General features: G+C 66.7%; 27 protein-coding genes, 1 tRNA gene and 1 pseudogene. 26 read left to right on the forward strand and 3 right to left on the reverse strand.

Features of this window, described 5'->3' with window-relative positions; all coding sequences use genetic code 11:
• The 13 genes and pseudogenes from H2037_RS15225 to H2037_RS15285 form a co-directional block, all read left to right on the forward strand.
• Window positions 1-307 (forward strand): annotated as a pseudogene (locus H2037_RS15225) (chemotaxis protein); the annotation flags it as partial.
• Between the two features lie 73 nt (window positions 308-380).
• Entirely contained in the window at window positions 381-668 is a 288-nt protein-coding gene (locus tag H2037_RS15230) for an STAS domain-containing protein (protein ID WP_292123685.1), read from the forward strand.
• Window positions 665-1,030 (forward strand): response regulator, encoded by a 366-nt coding sequence (locus H2037_RS15235; RefSeq protein ID WP_292123687.1) that lies wholly within the window; start codon window positions 665-667, stop codon window positions 1,028-1,030. Before H2037_RS15230 ends, H2037_RS15235 begins: the two co-directional genes overlap by 4 nt.
• 28 nt (window positions 1,031-1,058) lie before the next feature.
• On the forward strand, window positions 1,059-3,317 hold the full coding sequence (locus H2037_RS15240) for a chemotaxis protein CheA (protein WP_292123689.1): 2,259 nt from the start codon (window positions 1,059-1,061) through the stop codon (window positions 3,315-3,317).
• Window positions 3,318-3,320: 3 nt separating this feature from the next.
• Window positions 3,321-3,776: a chemotaxis protein CheW gene (locus H2037_RS15245; RefSeq protein ID WP_292123691.1), complete on the forward strand. Its 456-nt coding sequence runs from the start codon at window positions 3,321-3,323 to the stop codon at window positions 3,774-3,776.
• A complete protein-coding gene (locus H2037_RS15250; protein ID WP_292123693.1) occupies window positions 3,773-4,633 on the forward strand; it encodes a protein-glutamate O-methyltransferase in 861 nt (286 codons plus the stop codon). The genes H2037_RS15245 and H2037_RS15250 overlap by 4 nt, the downstream gene beginning before the upstream one ends.
• Before the next feature lie 3 nt (window positions 4,634-4,636).
• Window positions 4,637-5,674, forward strand: a complete 1,038-nt coding sequence (locus tag H2037_RS15255; protein WP_292123695.1) for a chemotaxis response regulator protein-glutamate methylesterase — start codon at window positions 4,637-4,639, stop codon at window positions 5,672-5,674.
• 16 nt (window positions 5,675-5,690) lie between these two features.
• The gene (locus H2037_RS15260) at window positions 5,691-6,080 is read left to right on the forward strand and encodes a response regulator (RefSeq protein ID WP_292123697.1); all 390 of its coding nucleotides are present in this window, start codon (window positions 5,691-5,693) and stop codon (window positions 6,078-6,080) included.
• On the forward strand, window positions 6,077-6,622 hold the full coding sequence (locus H2037_RS15265) for a chemotaxis protein CheD (RefSeq protein WP_292123699.1): 546 nt from the start codon (window positions 6,077-6,079) through the stop codon (window positions 6,620-6,622). The genes H2037_RS15260 and H2037_RS15265 overlap by 4 nt, the downstream gene beginning before the upstream one ends.
• Complete coding sequence (locus H2037_RS15270; protein WP_292123701.1) at window positions 6,622-6,963, forward strand: hypothetical protein; 342 nt, start codon at window positions 6,622-6,624, stop codon at window positions 6,961-6,963. The genes H2037_RS15265 and H2037_RS15270 overlap by 1 nt, the downstream gene beginning before the upstream one ends.
• Window positions 6,964-6,967: 4 nt before the next feature.
• Complete coding sequence (locus tag H2037_RS15275; RefSeq protein ID WP_292123703.1) at window positions 6,968-7,561, forward strand: response regulator; 594 nt, start codon at window positions 6,968-6,970, stop codon at window positions 7,559-7,561.
• Window positions 7,562-7,571: 10 nt separating this feature from the next.
• Entirely contained in the window at window positions 7,572-8,060 is a 489-nt protein-coding gene (locus H2037_RS15280) for a hypothetical protein (RefSeq protein WP_292123705.1), read from the forward strand.
• Between the two features lie 185 nt (window positions 8,061-8,245).
• A tRNA-Arg gene (locus tag H2037_RS15285) sits at window positions 8,246-8,322 on the forward strand.
• A 63-nt stretch (window positions 8,323-8,385) separates the two neighbouring features.
• Here H2037_RS15285 and H2037_RS15290 read toward each other — a convergent pair.
• Window positions 8,386-9,219 (reverse strand): alpha/beta hydrolase, encoded by an 834-nt coding sequence (locus H2037_RS15290; protein ID WP_292123744.1) that lies wholly within the window; start codon window positions 9,217-9,219, stop codon window positions 8,386-8,388.
• A gap of 311 nt (window positions 9,220-9,530) precedes the next feature.
• Between H2037_RS15290 and H2037_RS15295 the strand changes: the two genes are divergently transcribed.
• Window positions 9,531-11,015, forward strand: coding sequence for an ATP-binding protein (locus tag H2037_RS15295; RefSeq protein ID WP_292123706.1), 1,485 nt, complete (start codon window positions 9,531-9,533; stop codon window positions 11,013-11,015).
• 1 nt (window position 11,016) lies between these two features.
• Here the strand turns inward: H2037_RS15295 and H2037_RS15300 are convergent, their stop codons facing one another.
• Window positions 11,017-11,628 carry a response regulator gene (locus H2037_RS15300; protein WP_292123708.1) on the reverse strand — a complete coding sequence of 204 codons (612 nt, stop codon included), beginning with the start codon at window positions 11,626-11,628 and terminating at the stop codon, window positions 11,017-11,019.
• Between the two features lie 144 nt (window positions 11,629-11,772).
• Here H2037_RS15300 and H2037_RS15305 point away from each other — a divergent pair, with 144 nt between their 5' ends.
• The 12 genes from H2037_RS15305 (at window position 11,773) to H2037_RS15360 (ending at window position 21,198) form a co-directional block, all read left to right on the forward strand.
• Window positions 11,773-12,663 carry an AraC family transcriptional regulator gene (locus tag H2037_RS15305; RefSeq protein ID WP_292123710.1) on the forward strand — a complete coding sequence of 297 codons (891 nt, stop codon included), beginning with the start codon at window positions 11,773-11,775 and terminating at the stop codon, window positions 12,661-12,663.
• A 75-nt stretch (window positions 12,664-12,738) separates the two neighbouring features.
• Complete coding sequence (locus H2037_RS15310) at window positions 12,739-13,356, forward strand: response regulator transcription factor (protein WP_292123711.1); 618 nt, start codon at window positions 12,739-12,741, stop codon at window positions 13,354-13,356.
• 79 nt (window positions 13,357-13,435) lie between these two features.
• On the forward strand, window positions 13,436-13,804 hold the full coding sequence (locus H2037_RS15315; RefSeq protein WP_292123713.1) for a response regulator: 369 nt from the start codon (window positions 13,436-13,438) through the stop codon (window positions 13,802-13,804).
• A 16-nt stretch (window positions 13,805-13,820) separates the two neighbouring features.
• Entirely contained in the window at window positions 13,821-15,314 is a 1,494-nt protein-coding gene (locus H2037_RS15320) for a PAS domain-containing sensor histidine kinase (RefSeq protein ID WP_292123714.1), read from the forward strand.
• Between the two features lie 102 nt (window positions 15,315-15,416).
• Window positions 15,417-15,653: a hypothetical protein gene (locus H2037_RS15325; protein ID WP_292123715.1), complete on the forward strand. Its 237-nt coding sequence runs from the start codon at window positions 15,417-15,419 to the stop codon at window positions 15,651-15,653.
• A gap of 5 nt (window positions 15,654-15,658) precedes the next feature.
• The gene (locus H2037_RS15330; RefSeq protein WP_292123716.1) at window positions 15,659-16,447 is read left to right on the forward strand and encodes an alpha/beta hydrolase; all 789 of its coding nucleotides are present in this window, start codon (window positions 15,659-15,661) and stop codon (window positions 16,445-16,447) included.
• A 23-nt stretch (window positions 16,448-16,470) separates the two neighbouring features.
• A complete protein-coding gene (locus H2037_RS15335; RefSeq protein ID WP_292123718.1) occupies window positions 16,471-17,307 on the forward strand; it encodes an alpha/beta hydrolase in 837 nt (278 codons plus the stop codon).
• Complete coding sequence (locus tag H2037_RS15340) at window positions 17,304-17,960, forward strand: isochorismatase family protein (RefSeq protein WP_292123719.1); 657 nt, start codon at window positions 17,304-17,306, stop codon at window positions 17,958-17,960. The genes H2037_RS15335 and H2037_RS15340 overlap by 4 nt, the downstream gene beginning before the upstream one ends.
• 1 nt (window position 17,961) lies before the next feature.
• Window positions 17,962-18,099 carry a hypothetical protein gene (locus H2037_RS15345; RefSeq protein ID WP_292123721.1) on the forward strand — a complete coding sequence of 46 codons (138 nt, stop codon included), beginning with the start codon at window positions 17,962-17,964 and terminating at the stop codon, window positions 18,097-18,099.
• Window positions 18,096-18,293 (forward strand): DUF1427 family protein, encoded by a 198-nt coding sequence (locus H2037_RS15350; RefSeq protein WP_292123722.1) that lies wholly within the window; start codon window positions 18,096-18,098, stop codon window positions 18,291-18,293. Before H2037_RS15345 ends, H2037_RS15350 begins: the two co-directional genes overlap by 4 nt.
• Window positions 18,283-20,238, forward strand: a complete 1,956-nt coding sequence (locus H2037_RS15355; RefSeq protein ID WP_292123723.1) for an amidohydrolase — start codon at window positions 18,283-18,285, stop codon at window positions 20,236-20,238. Before H2037_RS15350 ends, H2037_RS15355 begins: the two co-directional genes overlap by 11 nt.
• An 18-nt stretch (window positions 20,239-20,256) precedes the next feature.
• Window positions 20,257-21,198 (forward strand): alpha/beta hydrolase, encoded by a 942-nt coding sequence (locus H2037_RS15360; RefSeq protein WP_292123725.1) that lies wholly within the window; start codon window positions 20,257-20,259, stop codon window positions 21,196-21,198.
• Window positions 21,199-21,259: 61 nt separating this feature from the next.
• On the opposite strand, the gene H2037_RS15365 is transcribed toward H2037_RS15360, so the two are convergent.
• Complete coding sequence (locus H2037_RS15365) at window positions 21,260-22,558, reverse strand: MFS transporter (RefSeq protein WP_292123726.1); 1,299 nt, start codon at window positions 22,556-22,558, stop codon at window positions 21,260-21,262.
• Window positions 22,559-22,642 lie beyond the last annotated feature (84 nt).

Genomic DNA, 22,642 nt, shown 5'->3' on the forward strand with positions numbered 1-22,642 from the left:
CGAGGTCAACACCGCCGTCAACCAGATGGACCAGGTCACCCAGCAGAACGCCGCGATGGTCGAGCAGTCGACCGCCGCCAGCCATTCGCTGGCCCAGGAGGCCGAGGCCCTGCAGGCCTCCGTGGCCCAGTTCAAGGTCGGCGCGGGCGCGCAGGATGCGGCCCCGCGACCCCGTTCGGCTCGCCCCGCCGCCCAGCCGGCGCCGGCCAGGCCGGTCAACCGCATGATCCAGGCGCTGAAGACCGTGGGTCGCGGCGGCGCGGCGCCCAAGGTCGAGGCGGACGCTGAAGGTTGGGAAGAGTTCTGAGGATGGGCTCTTCAAGCCATATTTACCAAGGCCATGCAAAGCTTGAGCTTGAGACAGAAGGAGAGGGCTTTTCGTGACCGACGCCATCGTGCTCGCGCCAGTATTGGACATGAACGCGGCAGAGCCGTTGAAGGCCGAACTACTGGCCCGACGCGGTCAGTCGATCACGCTTGACGCCTCCAACGTCGAACGTCTGGGCGGTCTGTGCCTGCAAGTGCTGTTGTCGGCCCACAAGACCTGGGCCGCCGACGGCGTCGACCTGACGATCGAACCCCGGTCTCAAGGCTTTTCCGAACAATGGACCGCCTTCGGCGCGTCCGAAATCAACGCTCAAGACCTCATTGAAGGAACGCTCGCGTGAAAAAGACAGTCCTGACGGTCGACGATTCCCGCACCATGCGCGACATGCTGCTGATGGCGCTGGAGGACGCGGGGTACACCGTGATCCAGGCCGTCGACGGCGTTGACGGCCTCGAGACCCTGGCCGCCAAGGGCGCGGACGTGGTCATCACCGACATCAACATGCCCCGGATGGACGGCTTCGGCTTCATCGAAGGCATGCGCGCCGATCCGAACCACCGCGCCACCCCGGTGCTGGTGCTGACGACCGAAAGCGACGCCGAGAAGAAGGCCCGCGCGCGGGCCGCCGGCGCCACCGGCTGGATCGTCAAGCCGTTCGACCCCGTCAAACTGGTCGACGCCGTTCGCCGCGTGGCGGCCTAACCTTTAGAGATCGGTCAGGCCTCAAGCCATGGACGCCTTCGAAGCCATCAAAGCCACCTTCTTCCAGGAATGCGACGAACTGCTCGCGGAACTGGAATCGAAGCTGATGCTGCTGGAACAGGGTCAGACCGACCTTGAGACCATCAACGCCGTCTTCCGCGCCGTTCACTCGGTGAAGGGCGGGGCGGGGGCGTTCGGCCTGGAGGCTCTGGTTCGCTTCGCCCACGTCTTCGAGACGCTGATGGACGAACTACGGGCCGGGCGCAAACCCTGCGACCCGGTGACGATCAAGACCCTGTTGCGCGCTTCCGACGTGCTGGCGGATCATATCCAGGCGGCCCAGGGCCTTGCGCCCCCCGTCGATGAAGATCGTTCGGCCGGCCTGGTGCACGAGCTGGAACTGCTGACCCACGGCGGCGAGGCGCCGCCCGTGGTCGAGGAAGACGAAGACGACTTCGGCTTCACCCCAATGGCGTTCGACTCGCCTCTGGACGGGCCTCTGGATGGGCCTCTGGCGCCTCTGGGCGAACCGGAGCCGGCGTCCGAGGCTCCCTCCGGCTGGCGCGTCGTGTTCAAACCCCATGGCCGCATGTACGGCAGCGCCAATGAAACGGGCCTGCTGCTGCGCGAAGTGGGCCGGCTGGGACCGGTCACGGTTTCGCTGGACGAGTCCACGGTGCCGAACCTGGATCTGCTGGTCGCAGAAGACGGCTATCTGACCTGGACCCTCGATCTCGCCGCCGACGTCGACGAGAAGGCTGTTCGCGAAGTGTTCGACTTCGTCGAGGCCGATTGCGATCTGACCATCACCCCCCTGGGCGGCGCGCCTGAAACGGCCCCGGCGTTCGAGGATGAACCCGCGGCGGTTCTGCCCGCCAGCGACGAACTGGATATCGCGGCCCTGCTGGCCAAGGCCGCCGGCGCGCCCGCCGAACCCGCGCCGTCGCCGGTCGCCGCCGCGCCCGCCGAACCTGCTCCTGTCGCCGCGCCCATCGCTCCGGCGGCGGTCGCTGCGCCTGCCGTTTCCGCTCCGGCCGCCGCCGCCCCGCAGACGCCGCCCGCCCAAGCCGCGCCGGTCGCCCCCGCGCCCGTCACGATCCGCGTCGATCTGGATCGTGTCGACCGTCTGATCAACGTGGTCGGCGAACTGGTCATCCAGCAGGCCATGCTGTCGCAGCGCGTGCTGGAAAGCGGCCTCGCCCGCTCGTCCGGCATCGCTCTGGGCCTGGAAGACCTCGAGCTTCTGACGCGCGAGATCCAGGACAGCGTCATGGCCATCCGCGCCCAGCCGGTGAAGTCGGTGTTCCAGCGCATGCCGCGTCTGGTCCGCGAAGTCGCCGACATGGTCTCCAAACAGGTTCGCCTGGTCACGGCCGGCGAGGACACCGAGGTCGACAAGACCGTGGTCGAACGCCTGGCCGAGCCCATCACCCACATGCTGCGCAACGCCATCGACCACGGGCTGGAAACGCCGGAAGAGCGCGTGGCCGCCGGCAAGTCGGCCGAGGGCACGGTGCGTCTGGCCGCCCTGCACCGTTCGGGCCGGATCGTCATCGAGATCGCCGACGACGGGAAGGGCATCAATCGCGAACGCGTCAAGAAGATCGCCATCGACAAGGGGCTGATCGCGCCGGACGCCGCCCTGACCGACGAACAGATCGACAATCTGATCTTCCTGCCGGGCTTCTCCACCGCCTCCGTGGTGTCCGACATCTCGGGCCGGGGCGTGGGCATGGACGTCGTCAGACGTTCGATCCAGGCCTTAGGCGGTCGTATCTCGATCAGCTCGATCCCCGGCAAGGGTTCGACCTTCACCCTCAGCCTGCCGCTGACCCTGGCCGTGCTGGACGGGATGGTCGTGTCCGCCGCCGACCAGATCCTGATCGCGCCCCTGCCGGCCATCGTCGAGAGCCTGACGCCGCAGGAAAGCGATCTGCACTATGTGGGCGGGATCGATCCGGTGATCCGCTTCCGCGACCGTTTCCTGCCGCTGATCGACGTGGCCATGACCATGGGCTTCCGCGCGACCCCGGTGGTCCCCTCCGAAGGCGTCGCCGTGGTGGTCGAGACCGAGGGCGGCCAGCAGGCGGCCCTTCTGTTCGACGCCATCCAGGGCCAGCGCCAGGTCGTGATCAAGAGCCTCGAGACCAACTATCAGCAGGTCGAGGGCGTCGCCGCCGCCACTATTCTGGGCGACGGCCGCGTGGCCCTGATCCTCGATGTCGATGTTCTCGTCACCGACATGCGCCGCAAATCCCCCCGCCCCGATTTCAAGCTCGCGAGCTGATCCATGACCGAAGCCAACGACTCCCAGCGCGAACTCATCGCCTTCCGCATCGGCCGCCAGGAATTCTGCGTCGACATCATGTCGGTGCGTGAGATCCGCGGCTGGACCCCGGCGACCCCGCTGCCCCGCTCGCCCACCTATATGAAGGGGGTCATCAACCTGCGCGGCACCGTCCTGCCCATCATCGACCTGGGCGCCCGTTTCGGACTGGAGACCTCCGAGCCGACGGCCCGCCACGTCATCATGGTCGCCCATATCGGCGGCCGGATGGTGGGGCTTCTGGTCGACGCGGTTTCGGACATCCTGGAAATGAACGACGCCTCGGTACAGCCGACGCCGGACGTGGCCAGCGACCAGGTCAAGACCTTCGTCAAGGGCATCTTCTCGATCGACGGTCGCATGATCAGCCTGATCGAACTGGATCACATCCTGCCCCAGGTCGAGGCGGAAGCCGCATGAATCCCGCTACTGGACGGGGATCCATCGTCGAAGGCGAGTTCGTCTTCACCGCGGAGGATTTCCGTCAAATCGCAGAAATGCTGCATGCCCACGCCGGCATCGCCCTGAACGAGGGCAAGGCCGCGCTGGTCTATTCGCGCCTGGCCAAACGGCTGCGGACGCTGGGGCTGTCGAGCTTCCGCGACTATTGCGCCCTGGTCGAGGGCGTGGACGGCGTAGACGAGCGCCAGAAGATGACGGCGGCCCTGACCACCAATGTCACCCGCTTCTATCGCGAGCCTCACCATTTCGACGACCTGCGCGACCGGGTCCTGCCCAAGCTGGTCGAGCGCGCCCGCGCCGGCGGCCGGGTCCGCCTGTGGTCGGCCGCCTGTTCCAACGGTCAGGAACCCTATTCGATGGCCCTGACGCTGCTGTCGGTCCTGCCCGAGGCGGCGGACCTGGACGTGCGCATCCTGGCCACCGACATCGACCCGAACATGGTCGCCCAGGGCCACGACGGGACCTATTCCGAAGAGGCGCTGGAGCCGGCGCCCGCGACGTTGTGGCGGAAATATTTCACCCGGGCGGACCGTGGAAACTGGACCGCAGGCCCGCAGCTGAAGCGGCTGGTGTCGTTCAAGGAGTTGAACCTGATCGGCGACTGGCCGATGAGAGGCAAGTTCGACGTCATCTTCTGTCGCAACGTCGTGATCTATTTCGACGACCCGACGCAGGAGCGGGTCTGGAGCCGTTTCATCCCGCTGATGAACCCCGGCGCCACCCTCTATATCGGCCACTCCGAGCGTGTGGCCGGTCCGGCCGCCAGCCAACTGCAGACGGCCGGTCTGACGACCTACCGCCTGGGAGGTGTTTGAGCCATGAGCAAGATCAAAGTCTTGGTGGTCGACGACAGCCTGACCATGCGCGGCCTGATCTCGGCGGCTCTGAAGTCGGATCCCGAGATCGAGGTCGTCGGCACCGCCGCCGATCCCATCGAGGCGCGCGCGGCGATCAAGGAACTGAACCCCGACGTCCTGACCCTGGACGTCGAGATGCCCAATATGAACGGGCTGGAGTTCCTGGAAAAGATCATGCGGCTGCGGCCCATGCCGGTGGTCATGGTCTCGACCCTGACCGCCGCGGGCACGGACGTGACCCTGGCCGCGCTCGAGATCGGTGCGGTGGACGCGGTGGCCAAACCCGCCGTCGCCAGCGCGGACGCCTTCCAGGAATTGATCGGCAAGGTGAAGACCGCGGCCCGGTCGCGGGTCCGCGCGCGCGCCGACATGCCCGCCTCCGCCACGGCGCCCACCGCCTATCGCCCGGCCGCCAACCATGTCCTGGCCATCGGGTCCTCGACGGGCGGGGTGGAAGCCCTGCTGACCGTATTGAGCGGGTTTCCGGCCGACTGCCCGGCGACCGTCATCACCCAGCATATGCCGGCGACCTTCACCTCCAGCTTCGCCGCCCGCCTGGACCGGGTCTGCGCCCCGAAGGTGGCGGAGGCCGTCGACGGCGCGCCGCTGCAACAAGGCCACATCTATCTGGCGCCCGGAGGGGCGGCGCACCTCGAGGTGACGTCCGGCATGACGCCGCGCTGTCGCCTGGTGGCGAGCGAGCCGGTCAATGGTCATCGCCCGTCCGTCGATGTCCTGTTCGAGTCCGTGGCCCGTCTGGGCCGGCCGATGACGGGCGTGATCCTGACGGGCATGGGCCGCGACGGCGCCAAGGGCCTGATGGCCATGCGCGACGCCGGCGCCCGCACCCTGGGGCAGGACGAGGCGACCTCGGTCGTCTACGGCATGCCTCGCGCCGCATTCGAACTGGGCGCCGTGGAACGGCAGTTGCCGCTCCATCGCCTGTCCCCCGCAATTCTTGAGCTGTGCGCCCACTCCGGCGCGCGGTCCATCGCCTGACCCCGGGAGCGCCCCCATGCCCGCCGCCGCTTCTCTCCACTGCCTGGTCGTCGACGATCAGATGACCATGCGCTCGCTGGTCCGCACCAGCTTGCAACAGCTGGGCGTACGCGAAATCCGCGAAGCCGCCGACGGGGAGATCGCCCTGCGGGACGTCATCTCCAAGCCGGCGCACCTGATCATCTCGGACTACAACATGCCCAATCTGGACGGGCTGGGCCTGCTGCGCGCCGTGCGCGCACACCCGCCGACGTCCAAGACCGCCTTCATCATGCTGACCGGCCGCGCCGACCGCGAGCTGGTGCAACGGGCCGTGCAGTTCGGGGTCAACAACTATCTGGTCAAACCCTTCACGGTCGCCCAGTTGAAGGGCAAGCTGGAAGCCGTCTTCGGTCCCCTGACATGACCTTCTCGGCCCTCAAGGACAGCAAGGAAAAGCGGCTGCATGTCGGGCAGGGCGAGCATCATGTCACGACCGATCCGGACGTGGTCCTGAGCACCATCCTGGGCTCCTGCGTCGCCATGTGCCTGCGCGATCCGGTCAGCGGCGTCGGCGGCATGAACCATTTCCTTCTGCCGGAAGGTTCGGGGGCGGGAACGGACGCCGGACGGCGCTACGGCGCCTACGCCATGGAGTTGCTGATCAACGACGTGCTGAAGGCCGGGGGACGTCGCGATCGCCTGGAAGCCAAGCTGTTCGGCGGCGGCCGCATGTTCGACAGTCTGCGCGACGTGGGTCGTTCCAATGCGGACTTCGCCGAGAAATTCCTGCGCGACGAAGGCATACCGGTGGTGGGCGGAAGCCTGCGCGGCGACGGCGGACGGCGGCTGCACTACTGGCCCGTGACCGGCAAGGCCATGCAGCGCGCCGTGACCGACACCGTGGCGCCCAAACCCGTTCCCGTCGTGCGTCCGCCCGCCGACACAGGCGCCCTGGAGCTGTTCTGATGCACGCCCCCCCCGAACACGCCCATCTACTGGTCGCCGTCGCCGACGAACTGATGCGCGTGCGCGAGGGGATCGACCATGTCGAGGCCCTGGTCAGCCGTCTGGTGCGCCGCGCCCCGGCCGAAGACCGCGCCGAGGCCCTGACCGAGGCTCAGGCCCTGGACGCCCTGACCCAGAGGCTCGAGGCCCTGTCCGGCGTGCTGCGGATGCTGGGCGACGGCGCGACGCCCGCTGAATCCGTCAGCCGCATATCCCTGGCCGACATGGCGGTGCGGCTGCGCCCCGCCGCGGGCGTGCAGACGACCGAGGCGTCGGACTCGGGCGAGCTGATGCTGTTCTGACGCCGTGTCCAAGGCGCCGGACAAGATCAATCTGGCGCATACGACGATCCTGCTCGTCGATGACCAACCCAATTCGCTCGACCTGCTCAGTTCGATCGTCCAGGGGTTCGGGGTTCGCGAACAACTGAAATGCCATTCGGCCAAGGAGGCGGTCGAACTGGTGCAGCGCCGGTCCGTGGATCTGATCCTGGTCGACTGCGCCATGCCCGAGATGGACGGCTACGACTTCGTCCGCTGGCTTCGGCGCGAAGCGGCCGAGCCGGTTCGCTACACTCCCGTCATCATGATTCTGGGTCACGCCGCGCGCGCGCGCGTGGCGCGGGGGCGCGATTGCGGGGCCAGCTATATCGTGGCCAAGCCCCTGACGCCGGCGGTGCTGTTGAAACGGATCGCCTGGCTGGGGGGACAGTCGCGCGACTTCGTGGACGCCGAACACTATGTCGGTCCGGATCGCCGGGTCCGCAGCTACGGCCCGCCGCCAGGCGAAGAGGGCCGGCGCGACACCGACCTTTCGGCCGAACTGGGCGCGGCGGTCGAGGCCAATATGGACCAGGACACGATCGACATGATGATGAAGCCGATGAAGGTCAGTCTGTGAGTATCCCCGCATGAGATCCCCGCATATCCGCAACGTCGCCACATCGCTTCAACGGCAGATGGCGCGCCCGGGCGGGATCGCCGTGGCCGAGGCCGTCTCGCGCGCCGAACAGGGCCTGGAAGCCCAGCGCGACCGGACCCTGCTGATCCTTCAGGACAAGGTCGACGCCCTGAACGACCTGTGCGCCCGGCGCGCCCCGGAAACGACGGACGAGGTCTATGCGATCGCCTCGGCCCTGGTGGACATGGCGGGATTTCTGGAAATCCCGCCCTTCTATTCGGCGGCCTACATCCTGTGCGACGCGGCCCACAGGATGGTGGCGGCCAAGGCATGGTCCTGGCCCCAGGTCGAGGTTCACGCCCGCGCCCTGACCCTGATCCTCGCCAACGACTGCCGGGGCGGCGACGAAATCGACCAGATGCTGGCGGGCCTTCGCGCCGTTGCCGAGCATAAAATCCAGGCCGTTAACGACGGACCCGGGCAAGCGGAACAGGGGTGAAACGAATCAGGACCGAATCGGCGATACCGTCCGATTCGTGATTTGTTCACGGCTATATATAGCGTCTCCGCTCGCCTTCCCACACAATCGTCGCCACCGTTCCCCAGGGCTCGAGGCCGCGGACCGCAAATCGTCCGCCGCCCCATCTTCCCCCCCGCGCCACGAACCGCTAGTTCACCCGTCGTGGCCCCGTAGCTCAGCCGCATAGAGCAAGGCTTTCCTAAAGCCGAGGTCGCAGGTTGGAGTCCTGCCGGGGTCGCCATTGGATTTGTTGAATGCGCGATAAGCGGCCATCGGATTACGAAGACCCACCGTCGGCCGGCATCTAGCTGCGGATGAAGGCCAGAAGGTCCGGGTTCACGACGTCCGGGTTGATGGTGCACAGTCCGTGGCCCAAGCCCTCATAGATCTTGGTCTGGGCATTGCGCAGAAGCGGCGCCGACAGACGAGCGGACGCGCCGATCGGGACGATCTGATCGTCCGTGCCATGCATCACCAGCGTCGGCACCGTGATGGCCTTGAGGTCGTCGGTGAAGTCGGTTTCGGAGAAGGCCTTGATGCAGTCGTAGTGGGCCTTGGCGCCGCCCATCATGCCCTGCCTCCACCAGTTGGCGACGACGCCTTCCTGCAGGGTCGCCGGAGCCCGGTTGAAGCCGTAGAACGGACCCGAGGGCACATCGCGATAGAACTGCGCGCGATTGGCGACCAGGGCGGCGCGGAAGCCGTCGAACACCTCGATCGGCAGGCCGCCCGGATTGTTCGCAGTCTTGAGCATCAGGGGCGGCACCGCGCCGATCAGCACCGCCTTGGCCACGCGCCCATCGCCGCCATAGCGTCCAACGTAACGGGCGACTTCTCCGCCGCCGGTAGAGTGGCCGATGTGGACGGCGTCGCGCAGATTTAGAGCAGTGGCGAGCGCCGCAACGTCGGCGGAGTAGGTGTCCATCTCATTGCCTGTCCAGGTCTGGGTGGAGCGCCCATGGCCCCGGCGGTCGTGGGCGATCACGCGATACCCCTGAGCCAGGAAGAACATCATCTGATTGTCCCAGTCGTCGGCGCTGAGCGGCCAGCCGTGGTGGAACACGATCGGCTGGGCGTCCTTGGGACCCCAGTCCTTGTAGAAGATCTGCGTACCGTCTGAGGTGGTGATGAAGGGCATGATGTCTTCTCCAGCAGGGGGCGGGGCGGATTGCCCCTGAGCGAGGGACGAAACCGGCAGGGAGACCGAAAGGCCCAGCGCGCCTGCGGCGGCAAGGACGCCCCGGCGGGAGAGGCCTGAGGGGGCGGCGGGATCAGCAACGGTCATTGACGGTCTCCATCAGTCGGGATCGATCCACGATCACCCATCGCGGAGCCGCTGCCCATTCGGCCATTCAGCCATCCGGCTTGGCCTTTCGTATTATGGACGCCACCCTCGGGGCGTACTCTGATGTATGGCAGGCGACGCGGGCGGTCGTCCGGGGCTCGACAATGGACAATGAAGAACCGGCCGGCGTGTCCGGCATCGAGAAACAGGTCTTCACCCTCTGGCCGACCCCGGAGGGCGTCGATCCGATGCTGGGCGACGTTGCGCCCGCCTGGACCCTCGCTCAGCGGGAGCGGCGCAGCTTCAGTCCCAACGCCGCCGACCTGGCCATGGCGATCGCGCTGGCGCTGGCCTGTATCGGCGCGGTCGTAGCGAACTCCCTGGCGCTTACGATCCTCTGGCTGGCGACGGGCGCCGCGGTGGGACTGGCGTTGGCGTTCTCGCTTCGCCGTCGCCGAAGAGAGGAAGTCGAGGCGGCCTGGCGCGAGGCCTTGTTCGAACGGCCGGGCCTCTCTCTATGGCGCGAGGACTGGTCGGCGGTCGGCGAAGCCATCCTGAAGCTGAAGCGCGAGGGCGTGCATGACATCGAGGCCCATTTCGCCGCCCGTCCCGATGAGGCGCGGGCCCTTCGCCGCCGCGTCATTGTCAAAGACGTCAACGCCTTCACCGTCCAGACCATGGGCGCCCGGTCAAAGGCGGATCTCGTCGGAACGCTAGATCGCATACTGCCGGACAGCGATCAGACCTTCGATCAGTGGCTGATCGCCTTCGGCCGCGGCGACGCGTTCTATCGGTCGGAGACCCACATCGTCCGCCCGGATGGCAGCCACCTGGACTGCCTGTTCACCGCGGCCCTGCCGACCTCGCTTGACGGCTTCCGGGACATCCTGGTCGCCGCGCTGGACGTGACGGAGTACAAGGCCCTTCAGGCCCGGCTGGTCGCCGCCCAGACCGAAGCGGCGCGCGCCTCGCGCATCTCGACCGTCGGCGCACTCACGGCCTCGATCACCCACGAGATCAACACCCCGCTGGCCTCAATCCTCGCCAATGTCCAGGCCGCGCTGCGCTGGATGCGCCGGGACGCACCCAACTATCTCGAGGCGGAGCGCGCAATCGAACGCGCGGTGGCGGACGCCAGTCGAACCCAAGAAGTTGTCGGCCGGACGCGCGACTTCCTCAGCGCATCGCCGCCCGACGTTCAGCCGCTCGATATCGCCGAGACCGCTCGCATCGCGACGGTGCTGATCGATCGCGAACTGCGTCTCCACGATGCTGCCGTGCATCTCGACGCGGCGACCGACCTGCCGAAGGTCATGGCGGATTCCATTCAGATGCAGCAGGTGCTGGTGAACTTGATGATCAACGGCGTGCAGGCGATGAGGTCCCAGCGCGCGCCCCGCGATGTCAGGGTCGTGTTACGGGCTGTCGACGACGTCGTGCTGATCTCGGTATCGGACCGTGGGCCGGGGGTCGAAGCGGCCGTCCGGCCCAGGCTGTTCGAGCCCTTCGCATCAGACAGGAGCGACGGCATGGGGATAGGGCTGGCGATCTGCCGCACTTCGGTCGAGGCCGTCGGGGGACGAATCTGGCTGGATGAAACGGCCGCGCCCGGCGCCACCTTCCACGTCAGCCTGCCTGCGATTTCCTAGTTCAGTGCGGGCTGAGGGCGAGGCGGTCCGCCAGCCTGACCCACTCCGCCAGGGTGCGCGCCTTCATCTTCTGCATGGCGGATTTGCGATGGATCTTGACCGTCGCTTCGCTGAGCGACAGTTCGCCGGCGACCTGCTTGTTCAACTGGCCCTTCGTCACAAGCTCCATCACCTGGCGTTCGCGCGGAGACAGTCTGGCGTATCGCTGCTCCAGGTCCGTTGCATCCTCCTGATCGCTTAGCCGCTCCTGGTCGCGGCCGATCGCGGCGACCACCGCATCAAACAGATCCTGGTCGCGAACGGGTTTGGTCAGGAAGTCCACGGCGCCTGCCTTCATGGCGCGCACGCTCATGGCGATGTCGCCATAGCCGGTCATGATGATTACAGGCTGATGCACCCCGTAGCTCGCCATGCGGGCCTGCAGGTCCAGGCCGTTGCCGTCCGGCAGCCGGACATCGACCAAAACGCAGCCGGGCCGCCGAGGTTTGTCGGCACGCATGAAGGTTTCGATAGAGGGGTGCTCCATCGTCTCATAGTCCATCGACCGCAGAAGACCCTTCAAAGCCTCGCGCAACTGGCTGTCGTCGTCGACGATGTGGATCAGCGGAGGCATGAGCGCAATTCGACAGGGATCAGAAGTGGCAATCTGCCCCAAAAGCGTCCGCTTGTCTTTTCAACGATTGCTGTTTTGGCCCGACAAAAGTCTTGATCCCGCGCGGCGAGTGGAGTTCATCTACCGCCGTTCTGGGGGTGCGGAATGGACGGCCATGGTATCGCCAAGTTCAGGGACGCCAGCCTCTTGGCCACCTCTGCTGATCGACCGTGGAGTCTGATCGCCGCAGAGATCCGCAGCCACGGCGCAGGGGAGATCGGGGCTTTCACGCCCCAGAACGCCGAGATCACCCAGATTCTACGCGACGAAAACGACGCCGTTTCCACCCGTGCGTCGGGCGGCGTGCGCCAGGAGGTCGAGGCGACGCCCGGTACGACCTGGCTCTGCCCGGCGGGAATCCGCGAGGAAGCGACTCGGCTTTCGGCCGACATTCCCCGGGTGCTGCACGTCTATATTCCCCAACACAGCTTTCTGTCCGGCGAGGTCGCGGGGCTTGGGTTCCGGGCGCAGGATCTGCGTTATCAGGCGCGAGTCGACAGTTCCCGCATCATGGCCCTGCTTCGCGCCATACGGCTTGAACTTGGCTGTGAGGGGTCGGCCGGGGGCCTGCGCATGGACGCGCTCGCGCTCGATCTGATCGCCGCGCTCGCCCAGGACCACGCTGAAGGCGGGCGCCAAGCCGATCCGCCACGCGGGCGAGGAACCCTGGACCGACGTCGCCTCGACCGTGTGCTGGCCTTCATCAACGACAATCTCGACCAGGACCTGTCGCTGTCGGACATGGCTGACGTGGCCTGCGTAAGCGTCTTCCACTTTGCGCGCGTTTTTCAGCAAACGGTCGGCGCTACCCCTCACGCCTATCTGAGCGAACGGCGACTGGACGCTGCGCGGCAAAAGTTGGCGTACGGAGCAGACAGTCTCGCGCAGATCGCCCAGGCCTGCCGGTTCTCCAGTCAGGCCAACTTCACGAGAGCCTTTACCCGAGCCACGGGCGTCAGTCCCGGCCGCTATCGCCATGCGCGGCTGAGCCCATGATGGGAGGGGAGGCTCATCCTTTAGGATGAGTGGATCGACTTTCACGGACATGTCAACTTCCCGGCGGGAGGGTCCATGTCGTCCGATGCGGTCATTCATATCGTCGATGACGATCGGTCGGTGCGCGAGGCCGTGAAGGCTCTGCTGGAGTCGGTCGGCCTGTCCGCCAGTGTCTACGGCTCGACGACGGAATTCCTCGACGCCCGGCGATGGTCCGGTCCCGGCTGCGTGCTGCTGGACGTGCGCCTGCCCGGCGGCAGCGGGCTGGACTTCCACGCCCGGATGGCGGGTCTCGGCGTCTTCTTGCCGGTGATCTTCATGACAGGGCACGGCGATATACCGATGTCGGTCCAAGGCATGAAGGGCGGAGCGGTGGACTTCCTGACCAAGCCATTCCGCGATCAGGACTTGCTCGACGCCGTGTCAACGGCGCTTGAACGCGATCGCACACGTCGCGCGTCCGACGAGGGCGTCGAGGACCTACGCGCCCGCCACGCCGCCCTGTCGCCGCGTGAACGGGAAGTGATGAGTCTCGTCTGCAGCGGCAAGATGAACAAACAGGTGGCCGGCGACCTGGAGATCAGCGAGGTGACGGTCAAGATTCACCGCGGCGCCGCGATGCGGAAGATGGGTGCGCGCACACTGCCCGACCTGGTCCGTATGGCCGATTTGCTGGCCGCATCGAAGGACTAACACCAGAGTATGATTTCGCACCGTCTCTTACGCCGCCATGTTGACGGGCCCCTTCCGGCGTTAGTGAAAGACCGTCCGCTTGCCCCTCAGCTCTTCCGTCTCGGTCGTCGAGGACGACGACTCGTTGAGGACCGCCATCGTCGGTCTGCTGGATTCGCTCGGTTATCGGGTAAAGGCCTACGCTTCCGCCGAGACCTTTCTGAACGATCCTTCGGGGCGACAGGCGGACTGCATCATCACCGACATCCAGATGCCTGGCCTCAGCGGCATCGAGTTGAAGCAACATCTGGACCGGCTCGGCGTCCAGACGCCTGTCATAATGGTCACGGCGCGGACCGAGTTGTCCCTGCATGCCCGCGCCAAGGCCAGTGGAGCCGTCTGCGTGTTGCAGAAGCCCTTCCAGGAGGCGGATCTGGTCCGCTGCATCGAGGGCGTCCTGCCCGCGTGACGACCGGGTGGCGCACGTGACGCCGGATCTGTTCGAACTCGTCCGCGACAGCGTCGTCGCCTGGGATGACCAAGGCGTCATTCGCGCCTGGAATCCGGCTGCGGCCATCCTCTACGGCTGGACCACCGAACAGGCGATCGGCGCGCCTGTCGAAACGCTGTTGGGGCCGATACCATCGGACCGCGCCGAGGCCGTGATCGAACGACACACCCTAGACGGACGGCGTATCGTGGTCGAGGCGACCTGGGCGCGCCGACCGGGCGAAACCCTCGAGATCGGCCGCGACGTGACTGCGCAGCGCAGTGTCGAGGACCAGTTAAAACGCTCGGAGCTGCGCTACAGCAGCCTGTTCCAGGCTATGGCGGCCGCCTTCTGGGAGCTGGATTTTTCCCCGGTCGGCGGGCTGCTGCGCGAGCTGCGGGAACAGGGTGTGCTTGATATTCCGCGCCATTTCAAAACCCATCCCGAGTTTGTCCGAGAAATGATGCGGCGGACCCGGGTGGTGGACGTCAACGACACGACGCTGGCCATGTTCGGGGTCGGTCATCGCGACCACCTGGCCTCATCGGTCGAGCCTTACTGGCCCGAGGCCAGCAGCCCCGTTTACGCCGCTGCGGTCGCGGCCGCGATCGGACGCCAAACCCACTATATGACCGAAACCCGCCTCAGACGGCAGGACGGCACGGAATTCGACGCCCTGTTCACCGCCGCCTTTCCGCACGAAGGCCTGGCGCAGGGCGCTCTGCTGGTCGGTGTCATCGACATCTCTGAACGCCTGACGGCCCAGGCCGATCTTCGCCGCCTCCGGGACGACTTCGCCCATGCCGCCCGGGTCTCGATGCTGGGGGAGCTGGCGGCCTCGATCGCACACGAGGTCAACCAGCCCCTGGCCGCCATCACGACCAACGCTGCGGCCAGTCTGCGATGGCTCTCGCGCGACGAACCCGACGTGTCACGGGCGATCGACCTCACGTCCAACATCCGTGCGGACGCCCAACGCGCCGCCGACGTCATCGCGAGGGTCCGCGCCATGGCGTCCAAGCAGAGCGCGGCGCATGAAACCCTGGTGATCCGCCAGATCATCGACGAGACCCTGTTGTTTCTCCGCGACGAACTTCAGGGTCGCGACGCACGCGTCGAGGTGTCGGCCGAACCGCTGAGCGTACGCGGCGATCGCACCCAGCTGCAGCAGGTCCTGGTGAATCTGATCATCAACGCGGCCCAGGCCGCCCTTCCGGGTCGAGGGTCTCTCATTCGGATCACGGCGGCCTTATGCGGGGACGAAGTCGAGGTTCGCGTCGCCGACAACGGCCTGGGCCTGAGCGTCGAACCCGACAGCCTGTTCACCAGCTTCTATTCGACCAAGCCGGAGGGAATGGGTCTCGGCCTGCCCATCTGCCGCTCGATCGTGGAGGCGCACGGCGGTCGAATTCACGCCGAGAACGATTCCGCAGGCGGGGCGGTCTTCGTGATCCGCCTGCCGGGTGAGCCGGCCTATACCAAAGTCTGAGGCGGCGCGCCGCAGGTAGAATGGCGCCACCGCACCGAGAGCGCCCATCCTCCTCCCAGACGAACTGCTCCCCCCCGGTTCGTCATGACGAGGAGAGGCCCGATGCTGATCGAGACCCTGACCGCCGCAGCCCCCCGGCGCACCGATCAATCGGCGCTTCTCCTCGTCGCCCCATGCGACGACCCCACGGACGACGCCGTCCTGCTGATGCGCGAAGCCGCCCGTCTCGCCGAAGAGGCAGGCCTGCAGGTGGAACTGCGGCCCTGGTCGCTGCGTGAAGGCGGCCGTCGCTTTCTGATGCTCACCGTGCGCGCCGACCGCGCGCCTTTGGAGGCTTGACCGCCATGACCAAGACCATCGTCCTCATCCACGGCGCCTGGCTGAACAGCCGCAGCTGGGAAGCGTTCAAGGCCCGCTATGAAGCCAAGGGCTTCAAGGTTGTGGCGCCGGACTGGCCCCACGACGACCGCTCGCCCGCCGAGTTGCGCCATGCCCCTGATCCGCAACTGGGGCGGACCGGCCAAAAGGCGATCATCGATCATTTCGAACGGATCATCCGGGCCCTGCCGGAAGAGCCGATCCTGATCGGCCACTCGCTGGGCGGCGTCTTCACCCAGCATCTGCTCGATCGCGGCTGCGGCGTCGCCGGCGTGGCCATCGACCCCGCGCCGACGCCCGGCGTGCCTCTGGGGCCGCACGCGATCGTGTCGGCCCTTCCGGTCTTCAGCGATCTCTTCAGCTGGAAGAAGGCCAAGGTCATGTCGCGGCGCTTCTTCGAGACGCGTTTCGCCCAGACCGCGCCCAAGGACCGGGTGGTGGAACTCTACGACCGCTACATCGTGCCGACCGCAGGCCGCGTCTACTGGGACGGGGTCACCGGCGCCTCCGGCGGCATCCGCTGGGACAATCCCGACCGCGCGCCCTTGCTGCTGATCGGCGGCGAGCTGGACTTGATCGCGGATGCGAGCATGACCCGCGCCATCTATCGCAAACAGACGCGCGCCGCCTCCCGCACCGACCTGAAGATCTTTGAAGGCCGGTCTCACTGGACCTGCATGGATGCAGGTTGGGAGACCGTCGCCGACTATGCGCTGGACTGGGCCGTCGCCCACGCTCGCCGGGCGCGGGCGTAACGGTCGGCGACGGGAGAACGGTCATGGCCACGCGAACCGCAGATCCCGTCGTCTTCGTCCACGGCCTCTGGGTGACCGCCGCCTCATGGCTTCCGTTTTCGGAGCCTTGGCTGGAGGCGGGGTATGAGGTCCACACGCCGGAATGGCCTGTGATCGACGGCCTGTCCGCCGCCGAGTTGCGCAATGACCCGCCCCTCGCTCTCGGGTCGCTGTCAATCGAGGCCGTCGTGGACCGGATGGCGGCCCATATCCGAACACTGGATAGGCCGCCGCTCCTCGTCGGCCATTCGTTCGGCGGCCTGTTCATCCAACTGCTGCTTGATCAGGGTCTCGGCCGCGCGGGGATCGCCCTGAACCCCGCGCCGATCGCCGGCGTGGTTCCTGGTCGTCTGACGCTCCGGGCGGCGGCGCCGGCGATCCTGCGGCCGCGCGGGTGGCGTCGGCCCTACGCCCTGTCGCGGAGGCTGTGGGCCGAGCGCTACGCCAACGCGGCGCCGCCAGCGCTGCAGGCAGAGACCTGGGGACGCTACGTCGTGCCGACCTCGGGTCGCATTATTCATCAGGCCGCCTTCTGGCGCGGGACCGGCGTAGATCCGCGTCGTCGTCGTCAGCCTCTGCTGATCACCGCCGGCGATCGAGACCGGCTGGTGACGCCTTACTTGTCGCGCGCCGCGTTCCGACTTCAGCGTCGATCCTCGGCGAAGACCGACTTCATCGACTTTCCCGGTCGATCCCACCTCCTGATCGCCGAGCCCGGTTGGGAGGAGGTCGCCCAGGCCTGCATCGCCTGGGATGCCCCTCATCGATTCCTCCAGTCCGACGCCGATTTCCTCAAAGCCCCAGAAGGAGACTTCCTGTGACCCAAGCTTCCGTCAAAGCCGCGCGCTCTCTACTGACCCCGACCGATCACGCCCTGATCCTGATCGATCACCAGTCGCAGATGGCCTTCCCCCTGAATTCCATTGAGGTCGGCGCGCTGCGGGCCAATACCGCCACTATCGCCCGCGCGGCCGCTGCGTTCGCCGTCCCGACCATCCTGACGAGCGTCGCGGCTACAAGCTTTTCCGGTCCGGTCTTCCCCGAGATCCAGAAAGCCTTTCCCGGTGCGCCGATCATCGACCGCACCACAATGAACTGCTGGGAAGACGCGGCCGTGATCGCCGAGGTCAACCGCATCGACAAGGGGCGCATCGTTCTCGCCGGCCTGTGGACCTCGGTCTGTATCGCCGGGCCGGCCCTGTCCGCCGTCGAGCAGGGGTTCGAGGTCTATGTCATCGCCGATGCTTCGGGCGACGTCTCGCATGAGGCGCACGACCGGGCGATGCAGCGGATGATCCAGGCCGGCGTCCGTCCCCTGACGTCGCTGCAATACCTGCTCGAGCTGCAGCGCGACTGGGCGCGCGGCGAAACCTATGACGCCACCACGGGTATCGCCATCGACCACTCCGGCGCCTACGGCATCGGCCTTCTCTACGCCAAGGCGATGCTCGGCGAACACGCGCGGGAGGGCTGAGATGATCTTCTCGCCCAATCCGGAAGGCGAACTGCTGGCCGAGTTGCAGTCCCTCGAGGCTCTGCTGGACCAGGCGCTGGAAGACAGCTTCCCGGCAAGCGACCCGATCGCGCTGCTCCGTCAGGAGGAGGACCAGTGAAGACCTATCTTATCTCTCTCGCCGTCGGCGTGCTGATCGGGGTCATCTATGGCCTGCTGAACGTGCGCTCGCCAGCGCCGCCCTATGTCGCCCTACTGGGCTTGCTGGGCATCCTGCTGGGTGAACAGGCGATCGCCGCCGTGAAGGTCCACGCCGCGCCGCCTGTGGTCGAGGCGTCTTCCAATGGCGACTGATCGCCGCTCGGTCATCGAAGGCCTGGGCCTCTCCGCTCTCGCGGCGGGTCTGGGCGGAGCTGGAAATCCCATGCAAACCTCGAATCCCGACCTGATCCTTCACGGCGGACGGTTCACGACGATGGACCGGTCCAACCCGAACGCGGACGCCGTCGCCGTCACCAGCGGCCGGTTCTCTGCGGTCGGCTCGGCGCGGGACATCATCCCTACGGCCGGAGCGAACACCCGCCTTATCGATCTCAAGGGCCGTCGCGTCGTGCCGGGTCTGATCGACAGCCACACCCACGTCATCCGAGGCGGGCTGAACTACAATATGGAGCTGCGCTGGGACGGGGTTCCAACCCTGGCGGACGCCATGGCGATGCTGCAACGCCAGGCCCGCAGCACGCCGCCGCCGCAGTGGGTTCGGGTTGTCGGCGGCTTCACACGCCACCAGTTCGCCGAGAAGCGCCTGCCGACCCTGGACGAGATCAATGCGGCGGCGCCCGACACCCCGGTCTTCATCCTGCACCTGTACGACCGCGCCCTGCTGAACGCCGCCGCCCTGCGCGCCGTGGGCTATACGAAGGACACTCCCGATCCCGTCGGGGGCCAGATCGTGCGCGACACGAACGGCGAACCCACCGGGATGCTGGTCGCCAAGCCCAACGCCATGATCCTGTATTCGACGTTGGCGCGGGGCCCGAAACTGCCCCCCGAGATCCAGCTCAACTCCACCCGCCACTTCATGCGCGAGCTGAACCGGCTGGGCGTGACCAGCGTCATCGACGCGGGCGGCGGTTTCCAGAACTATCCCGACGACTACGCCGTCATCGAGAAGCTGCACGAGGACGGCCAACTGACCGTTCGTCTCGCCTACAACCTGTTCACCCAGAAGCCGCGCGAGGAACTGTCGGACTTCCAGTCCTGGAGCCGACAGGTCACCCCCGGACAGGGCGACGACCTCTATCGCCACAACGGCGCGGGCGAGATGCTGGTTTATTCCGCCGCAGACTTCGAGGATTTCCGTGAACCCCGCCCCGAGATGCCGGCGAACATGGAGACGGACCTCGAACCCGTCATCCGCCTGCTGGTCGAACAGCGCTGGCCCTGGCGGTTGCACGCCACCTATGACGAGACCATCGACCGGGCGCTGGACGTCTATGAAAAGGTCAACGCCGACGTCCCCTTCGACGGCATCCACTGGTTCTTCGATCACTGCGAGACCATCAGCGAGCGCAACATCGACCGGATCGCCGCGCTCGGCGGCGGCATCGCCGTCCAGCACCGCATGGCCTATCAGGGCGAGGATTTCGTCGAGCGCTACGGCGCAACGGCCGCCGAGACCACGCCTCCGGTTTCGCGCATGCTGGCGGCGGGCGTGCCTGTCGGCGCCGGCACCGACGCCACCCGGGTCGCCTCATATAATCCTTGGGTCTCGCTGAGCTGGCTCGTCACCGGCAAGACCGTCGGCGGTCTGGCCCTCTATCCCTCCCGCCAGCGGCAGGATCGGGAAACGGCGCTGCGTTTGTGGACCGAGGCCAACACCTGGTTCTCCAACGAAGAGGGCAAGAAGGGCCGGATAGAGGTCGGCCAGCTCGCCGACCTGATCGCACTCGACCGCGACTATTTCTCGGTCGCCGAGAGCGAGATTTCCAGCATCGAAAGTGATCTGACCTTGCTGGGCGGCGAGGTCGTCTGGGGCGCCGGCGACTACGCATCCCTGGCTCCAGCCATCCCGCCTGCAGCCCCCGACTGGGCCCCGATGCGAACCTTCGGCGGCTATCACACGACGAAGGTTCAGGAACGGACCGGCTTCTTCGCCCGCGTGGCCTCGGCCTGCGGCTGTGAAGCAGCTTGTGGCGTTCACGGCCACGACCATGCCGCCGCCTATTCATCCCCATCCCCCGCTTCCGACAGCCGCGCCTTCTGGGGCGCGATGGGCTGCGGCTGCTGGGCCGTTTGAACGAAAGGACCTCTTCCCATGACCCGCCCGTCGTCTCGCCTGTCCACCCTGTTTCTCGCCGTGCTCGCCGCCGGCGCCTTCTTCATGGCGACCGCTCCCATCGCGGCAGCTCAGACCCGCTCCGGATCGTGCCGAACCGTCTGCGTGGAGACCCGTTTCGTCGAGACGGGCGGCGTCCGTTACGCATACCGCGTCATTGGCGACGCCGACGGACCGCCCCTGGTCATGATGAACCGGTTCCGGGGCGTCATGGACGAGTGGGACCCCGCCTTCGTCGACCGTCTGGCGGACAGCAGAACCGTCATCCTGTTCGACAACGCCGGCGTGGCCCGGAGTTCGGGCACGCCGTCCCCGCGTCTGGCAGGCTGGGCGGACAACACGGCCGCCTTTGTGGCCGCCCTGGGATATAAAAAGGTCGATGTCTTCGGTTTCTCGCTCGGCGGCCTCATGGCCCAGGAGCTTGCCTATCGCCACCCCAGCCTTGTGCGTCGATTGATCATCGCCGGCAGCGGCGCCGGATACGTCGAAGGGTACAATGTTCGACCAGAGGCGATCGCTGTCGCCACAAAGCCGGTGAATGTGGAAGAAGACTTCCTCTACCTATTCTTCCGTAACACGCCGACGAGCCAGGCCGCCGGCCGCGCCCATCTCGCTCGCCTCCGCCAGCGCCAGGACGCCTTCGCCTCTCTCGTCAGCGCGGACGCCTGGAGGGCGATGCTTTCGGCCGCGTCCGATGTCGGCACGCCCGAGACATCGTTGCTCAATCGGGCGCCGGATCTGAAAATCCCGGTCCTGGTCGCCAACGGCGTGGAAGATGTGATGATCCCGACCTATCAGTCCTTCGCCCTGGCCCAGGCCCTGCCGAACGCCACCCTGATCGTCTATCCCGACTCCGGCCACGCCTTCATGTTCCAGTTTCCGGAAGCCTTCGCCGCTGAGGTCAATCGGTTCCTGGAATAGCGTTCGGGAAACGGACCCAGGCCGAAACGCGGTTTGGAGCTTGCCCTCTAAGGTCGCACCGTCACGTTCCGACGTCCCGGGCGGGCGCCCGCGACAGCTGGGGCAAGACGATGAAGACCATGCCGGCCGCGATTGTCAGGCAGAGGGCTGGAAAGAGCATCGGCAGGATGTCGCTGCCGGTCGCCTGTTTGATCGCGGGCACGACGGTCTGGGCTACGAAGCCGCCGAGGTTGCCGATCGAGTTTATCGCGGCGATCCCGGCGGCCGCGCCCGCGCCGCGCAGGAAGGTCGGCGGCAGACTCCAGAACACGGGCTGAGCCGCGAAGATGGCCGGGGCGGCGACGCACAGCAGGGCGAACTTGGCGACTGCGCCCGGAACAACGACGCTGAGGACCAGGCAGGCCGCCCCCACCAGGGCGGGGCCGGCGATATGCCAGGCGCTGTGGCCGACGCGGGCGGCATGACGCGGCAGCCACCACAGGGCCAGGCCGACCAGGATCCACGGGATGACGTTCAACATGCCATTGACCGTGTTCGAAACGCCAAAACCCTTGACCACGGTCGGCAGCCAATAGCTGAGACCATAGGCGGCCAGCGGAAAGCCGACATACATCAGGGCCAGTAGCAGCACCCTGCGGTCCAGTATGGCGCGCCACGCCGAGGCGTGGCCGGCGTCGGGGCTTGCGTCCGCTTCGTCTTGCAGGGCGGTGTCGATCCAGGCCTTCTGTTCGGGCGTCAGCCAGGGCGCTGCGGCCGGACCGTTCGGCAGACGCCAAAGCACATAGGGCGCCAGGAGCACGGCCGGGGCGCCGGTGGCGATGAAGACCCACTGCCACCCCGCCAGGCCGAAAAGGCCGTCCATATCCAGCAGAGCGCCCCCGATCAGGGCGCCGACCGCATTGGCCACCGCGCTGGCGATCATGAAGGCGCCGATCATTCGCCCACGATGCGCCTGAGGATACCAAAGGGTCAGCACATAGAGGACGCCCGGGAAGAACCCGGCCTCCGCCACGCCGAGCAGGAAACGCAGCGCGTAGAACATCGCCGGGCTGTTGGTGAAGCCCAGTCCGATGGTGATCAGACCCCAGGTGGCCATGATGCGGGTGAACCAGACGCGTGCGCCGACCCTGGCCAGCACCAGATTGGCCGGCGCTTCGAACAGGAAATAGCCGATGAAGAACAGGCCGGCGCCCAGGCCATAGACCGCCTCGCTCATACCCAGGGCGTCGGCCATCTGGAGCTTGGCGTAGGAAACGTTCTGCCGGTCGATGTAGGCGATCAGATACATCAGGCAGAACAGCGGCATCAGCCGGCCCGTAATCCGTCGCAACGTCGACTGGCCCATGGACTGGGTCGTCATTCTGTTCCCCCCGCCGTCGTCTTCGGCCAAGCCTGCTGTAACGGTGCGGGCTTTGCGACGGTCAAACCATGGCTTAGGGGTAAT

Source organism: Brevundimonas sp. (genome assembly GCF_013912065.1).
Taxonomy (GTDB): Bacteria; Pseudomonadota; Alphaproteobacteria; order Caulobacterales; family Caulobacteraceae; genus Brevundimonas.

Excerpts from the sequence above, each read along its gene's own strand:
- H2037_RS15240 (WP_292123689.1), top strand. The coding sequence starts at position 1,059 with ATGGACGCCTTCGAAGCCATCAAAGCCACCTTCTTCCAGGAATGCGAC.
- H2037_RS15245 (WP_292123691.1), top strand. The coding sequence starts at position 3,321 with ATGACCGAAGCCAACGACTCCCAGCGCGAACTCATCGCCTTCCGCATC.
- H2037_RS15250 (WP_292123693.1), top strand. The coding sequence starts at position 3,773 with ATGAATCCCGCTACTGGACGGGGATCCATCGTCGAAGGCGAGTTCGTC.
- H2037_RS15255 (WP_292123695.1), top strand. The coding sequence starts at position 4,637 with ATGAGCAAGATCAAAGTCTTGGTGGTCGACGACAGCCTGACCATGCGC.
- H2037_RS15260 (WP_292123697.1), top strand. The coding sequence starts at position 5,691 with ATGCCCGCCGCCGCTTCTCTCCACTGCCTGGTCGTCGACGATCAGATG.
- H2037_RS15265 (WP_292123699.1), top strand. The coding sequence starts at position 6,077 with ATGACCTTCTCGGCCCTCAAGGACAGCAAGGAAAAGCGGCTGCATGTC.
- H2037_RS15270 (WP_292123701.1), top strand. The coding sequence starts at position 6,622 with ATGCACGCCCCCCCCGAACACGCCCATCTACTGGTCGCCGTCGCCGAC.
- H2037_RS15280 (WP_292123705.1), top strand. The coding sequence starts at position 7,572 with ATGAGATCCCCGCATATCCGCAACGTCGCCACATCGCTTCAACGGCAG.
- H2037_RS15290 (WP_292123744.1), bottom strand. The coding sequence starts at position 9,219 with ATGCCCTTCATCACCACCTCAGACGGTACGCAGATCTTCTACAAGGAC.
- H2037_RS15295 (WP_292123706.1), top strand. The coding sequence starts at position 9,531 with ATGGACAATGAAGAACCGGCCGGCGTGTCCGGCATCGAGAAACAGGTC.
- H2037_RS15300 (WP_292123708.1), bottom strand. The coding sequence starts at position 11,628 with ATGCCTCCGCTGATCCACATCGTCGACGACGACAGCCAGTTGCGCGAG.
- H2037_RS15305 (WP_292123710.1), top strand. The coding sequence starts at position 11,773 with ATGGACGGCCATGGTATCGCCAAGTTCAGGGACGCCAGCCTCTTGGCC.
- H2037_RS15310 (WP_292123711.1), top strand. The coding sequence starts at position 12,739 with ATGTCGTCCGATGCGGTCATTCATATCGTCGATGACGATCGGTCGGTG.
- H2037_RS15325 (WP_292123715.1), top strand. The coding sequence starts at position 15,417 with ATGCTGATCGAGACCCTGACCGCCGCAGCCCCCCGGCGCACCGATCAA.
- H2037_RS15330 (WP_292123716.1), top strand. The coding sequence starts at position 15,659 with ATGACCAAGACCATCGTCCTCATCCACGGCGCCTGGCTGAACAGCCGC.
- H2037_RS15335 (WP_292123718.1), top strand. The coding sequence starts at position 16,471 with ATGGCCACGCGAACCGCAGATCCCGTCGTCTTCGTCCACGGCCTCTGG.
- H2037_RS15345 (WP_292123721.1), top strand. The coding sequence starts at position 17,962 with ATGATCTTCTCGCCCAATCCGGAAGGCGAACTGCTGGCCGAGTTGCAG.
- H2037_RS15355 (WP_292123723.1), top strand. The coding sequence starts at position 18,283 with ATGGCGACTGATCGCCGCTCGGTCATCGAAGGCCTGGGCCTCTCCGCT.
- H2037_RS15360 (WP_292123725.1), top strand. The coding sequence starts at position 20,257 with ATGACCCGCCCGTCGTCTCGCCTGTCCACCCTGTTTCTCGCCGTGCTC.
- H2037_RS15365 (WP_292123726.1), bottom strand. The coding sequence starts at position 22,558 with ATGACGACCCAGTCCATGGGCCAGTCGACGTTGCGACGGATTACGGGC.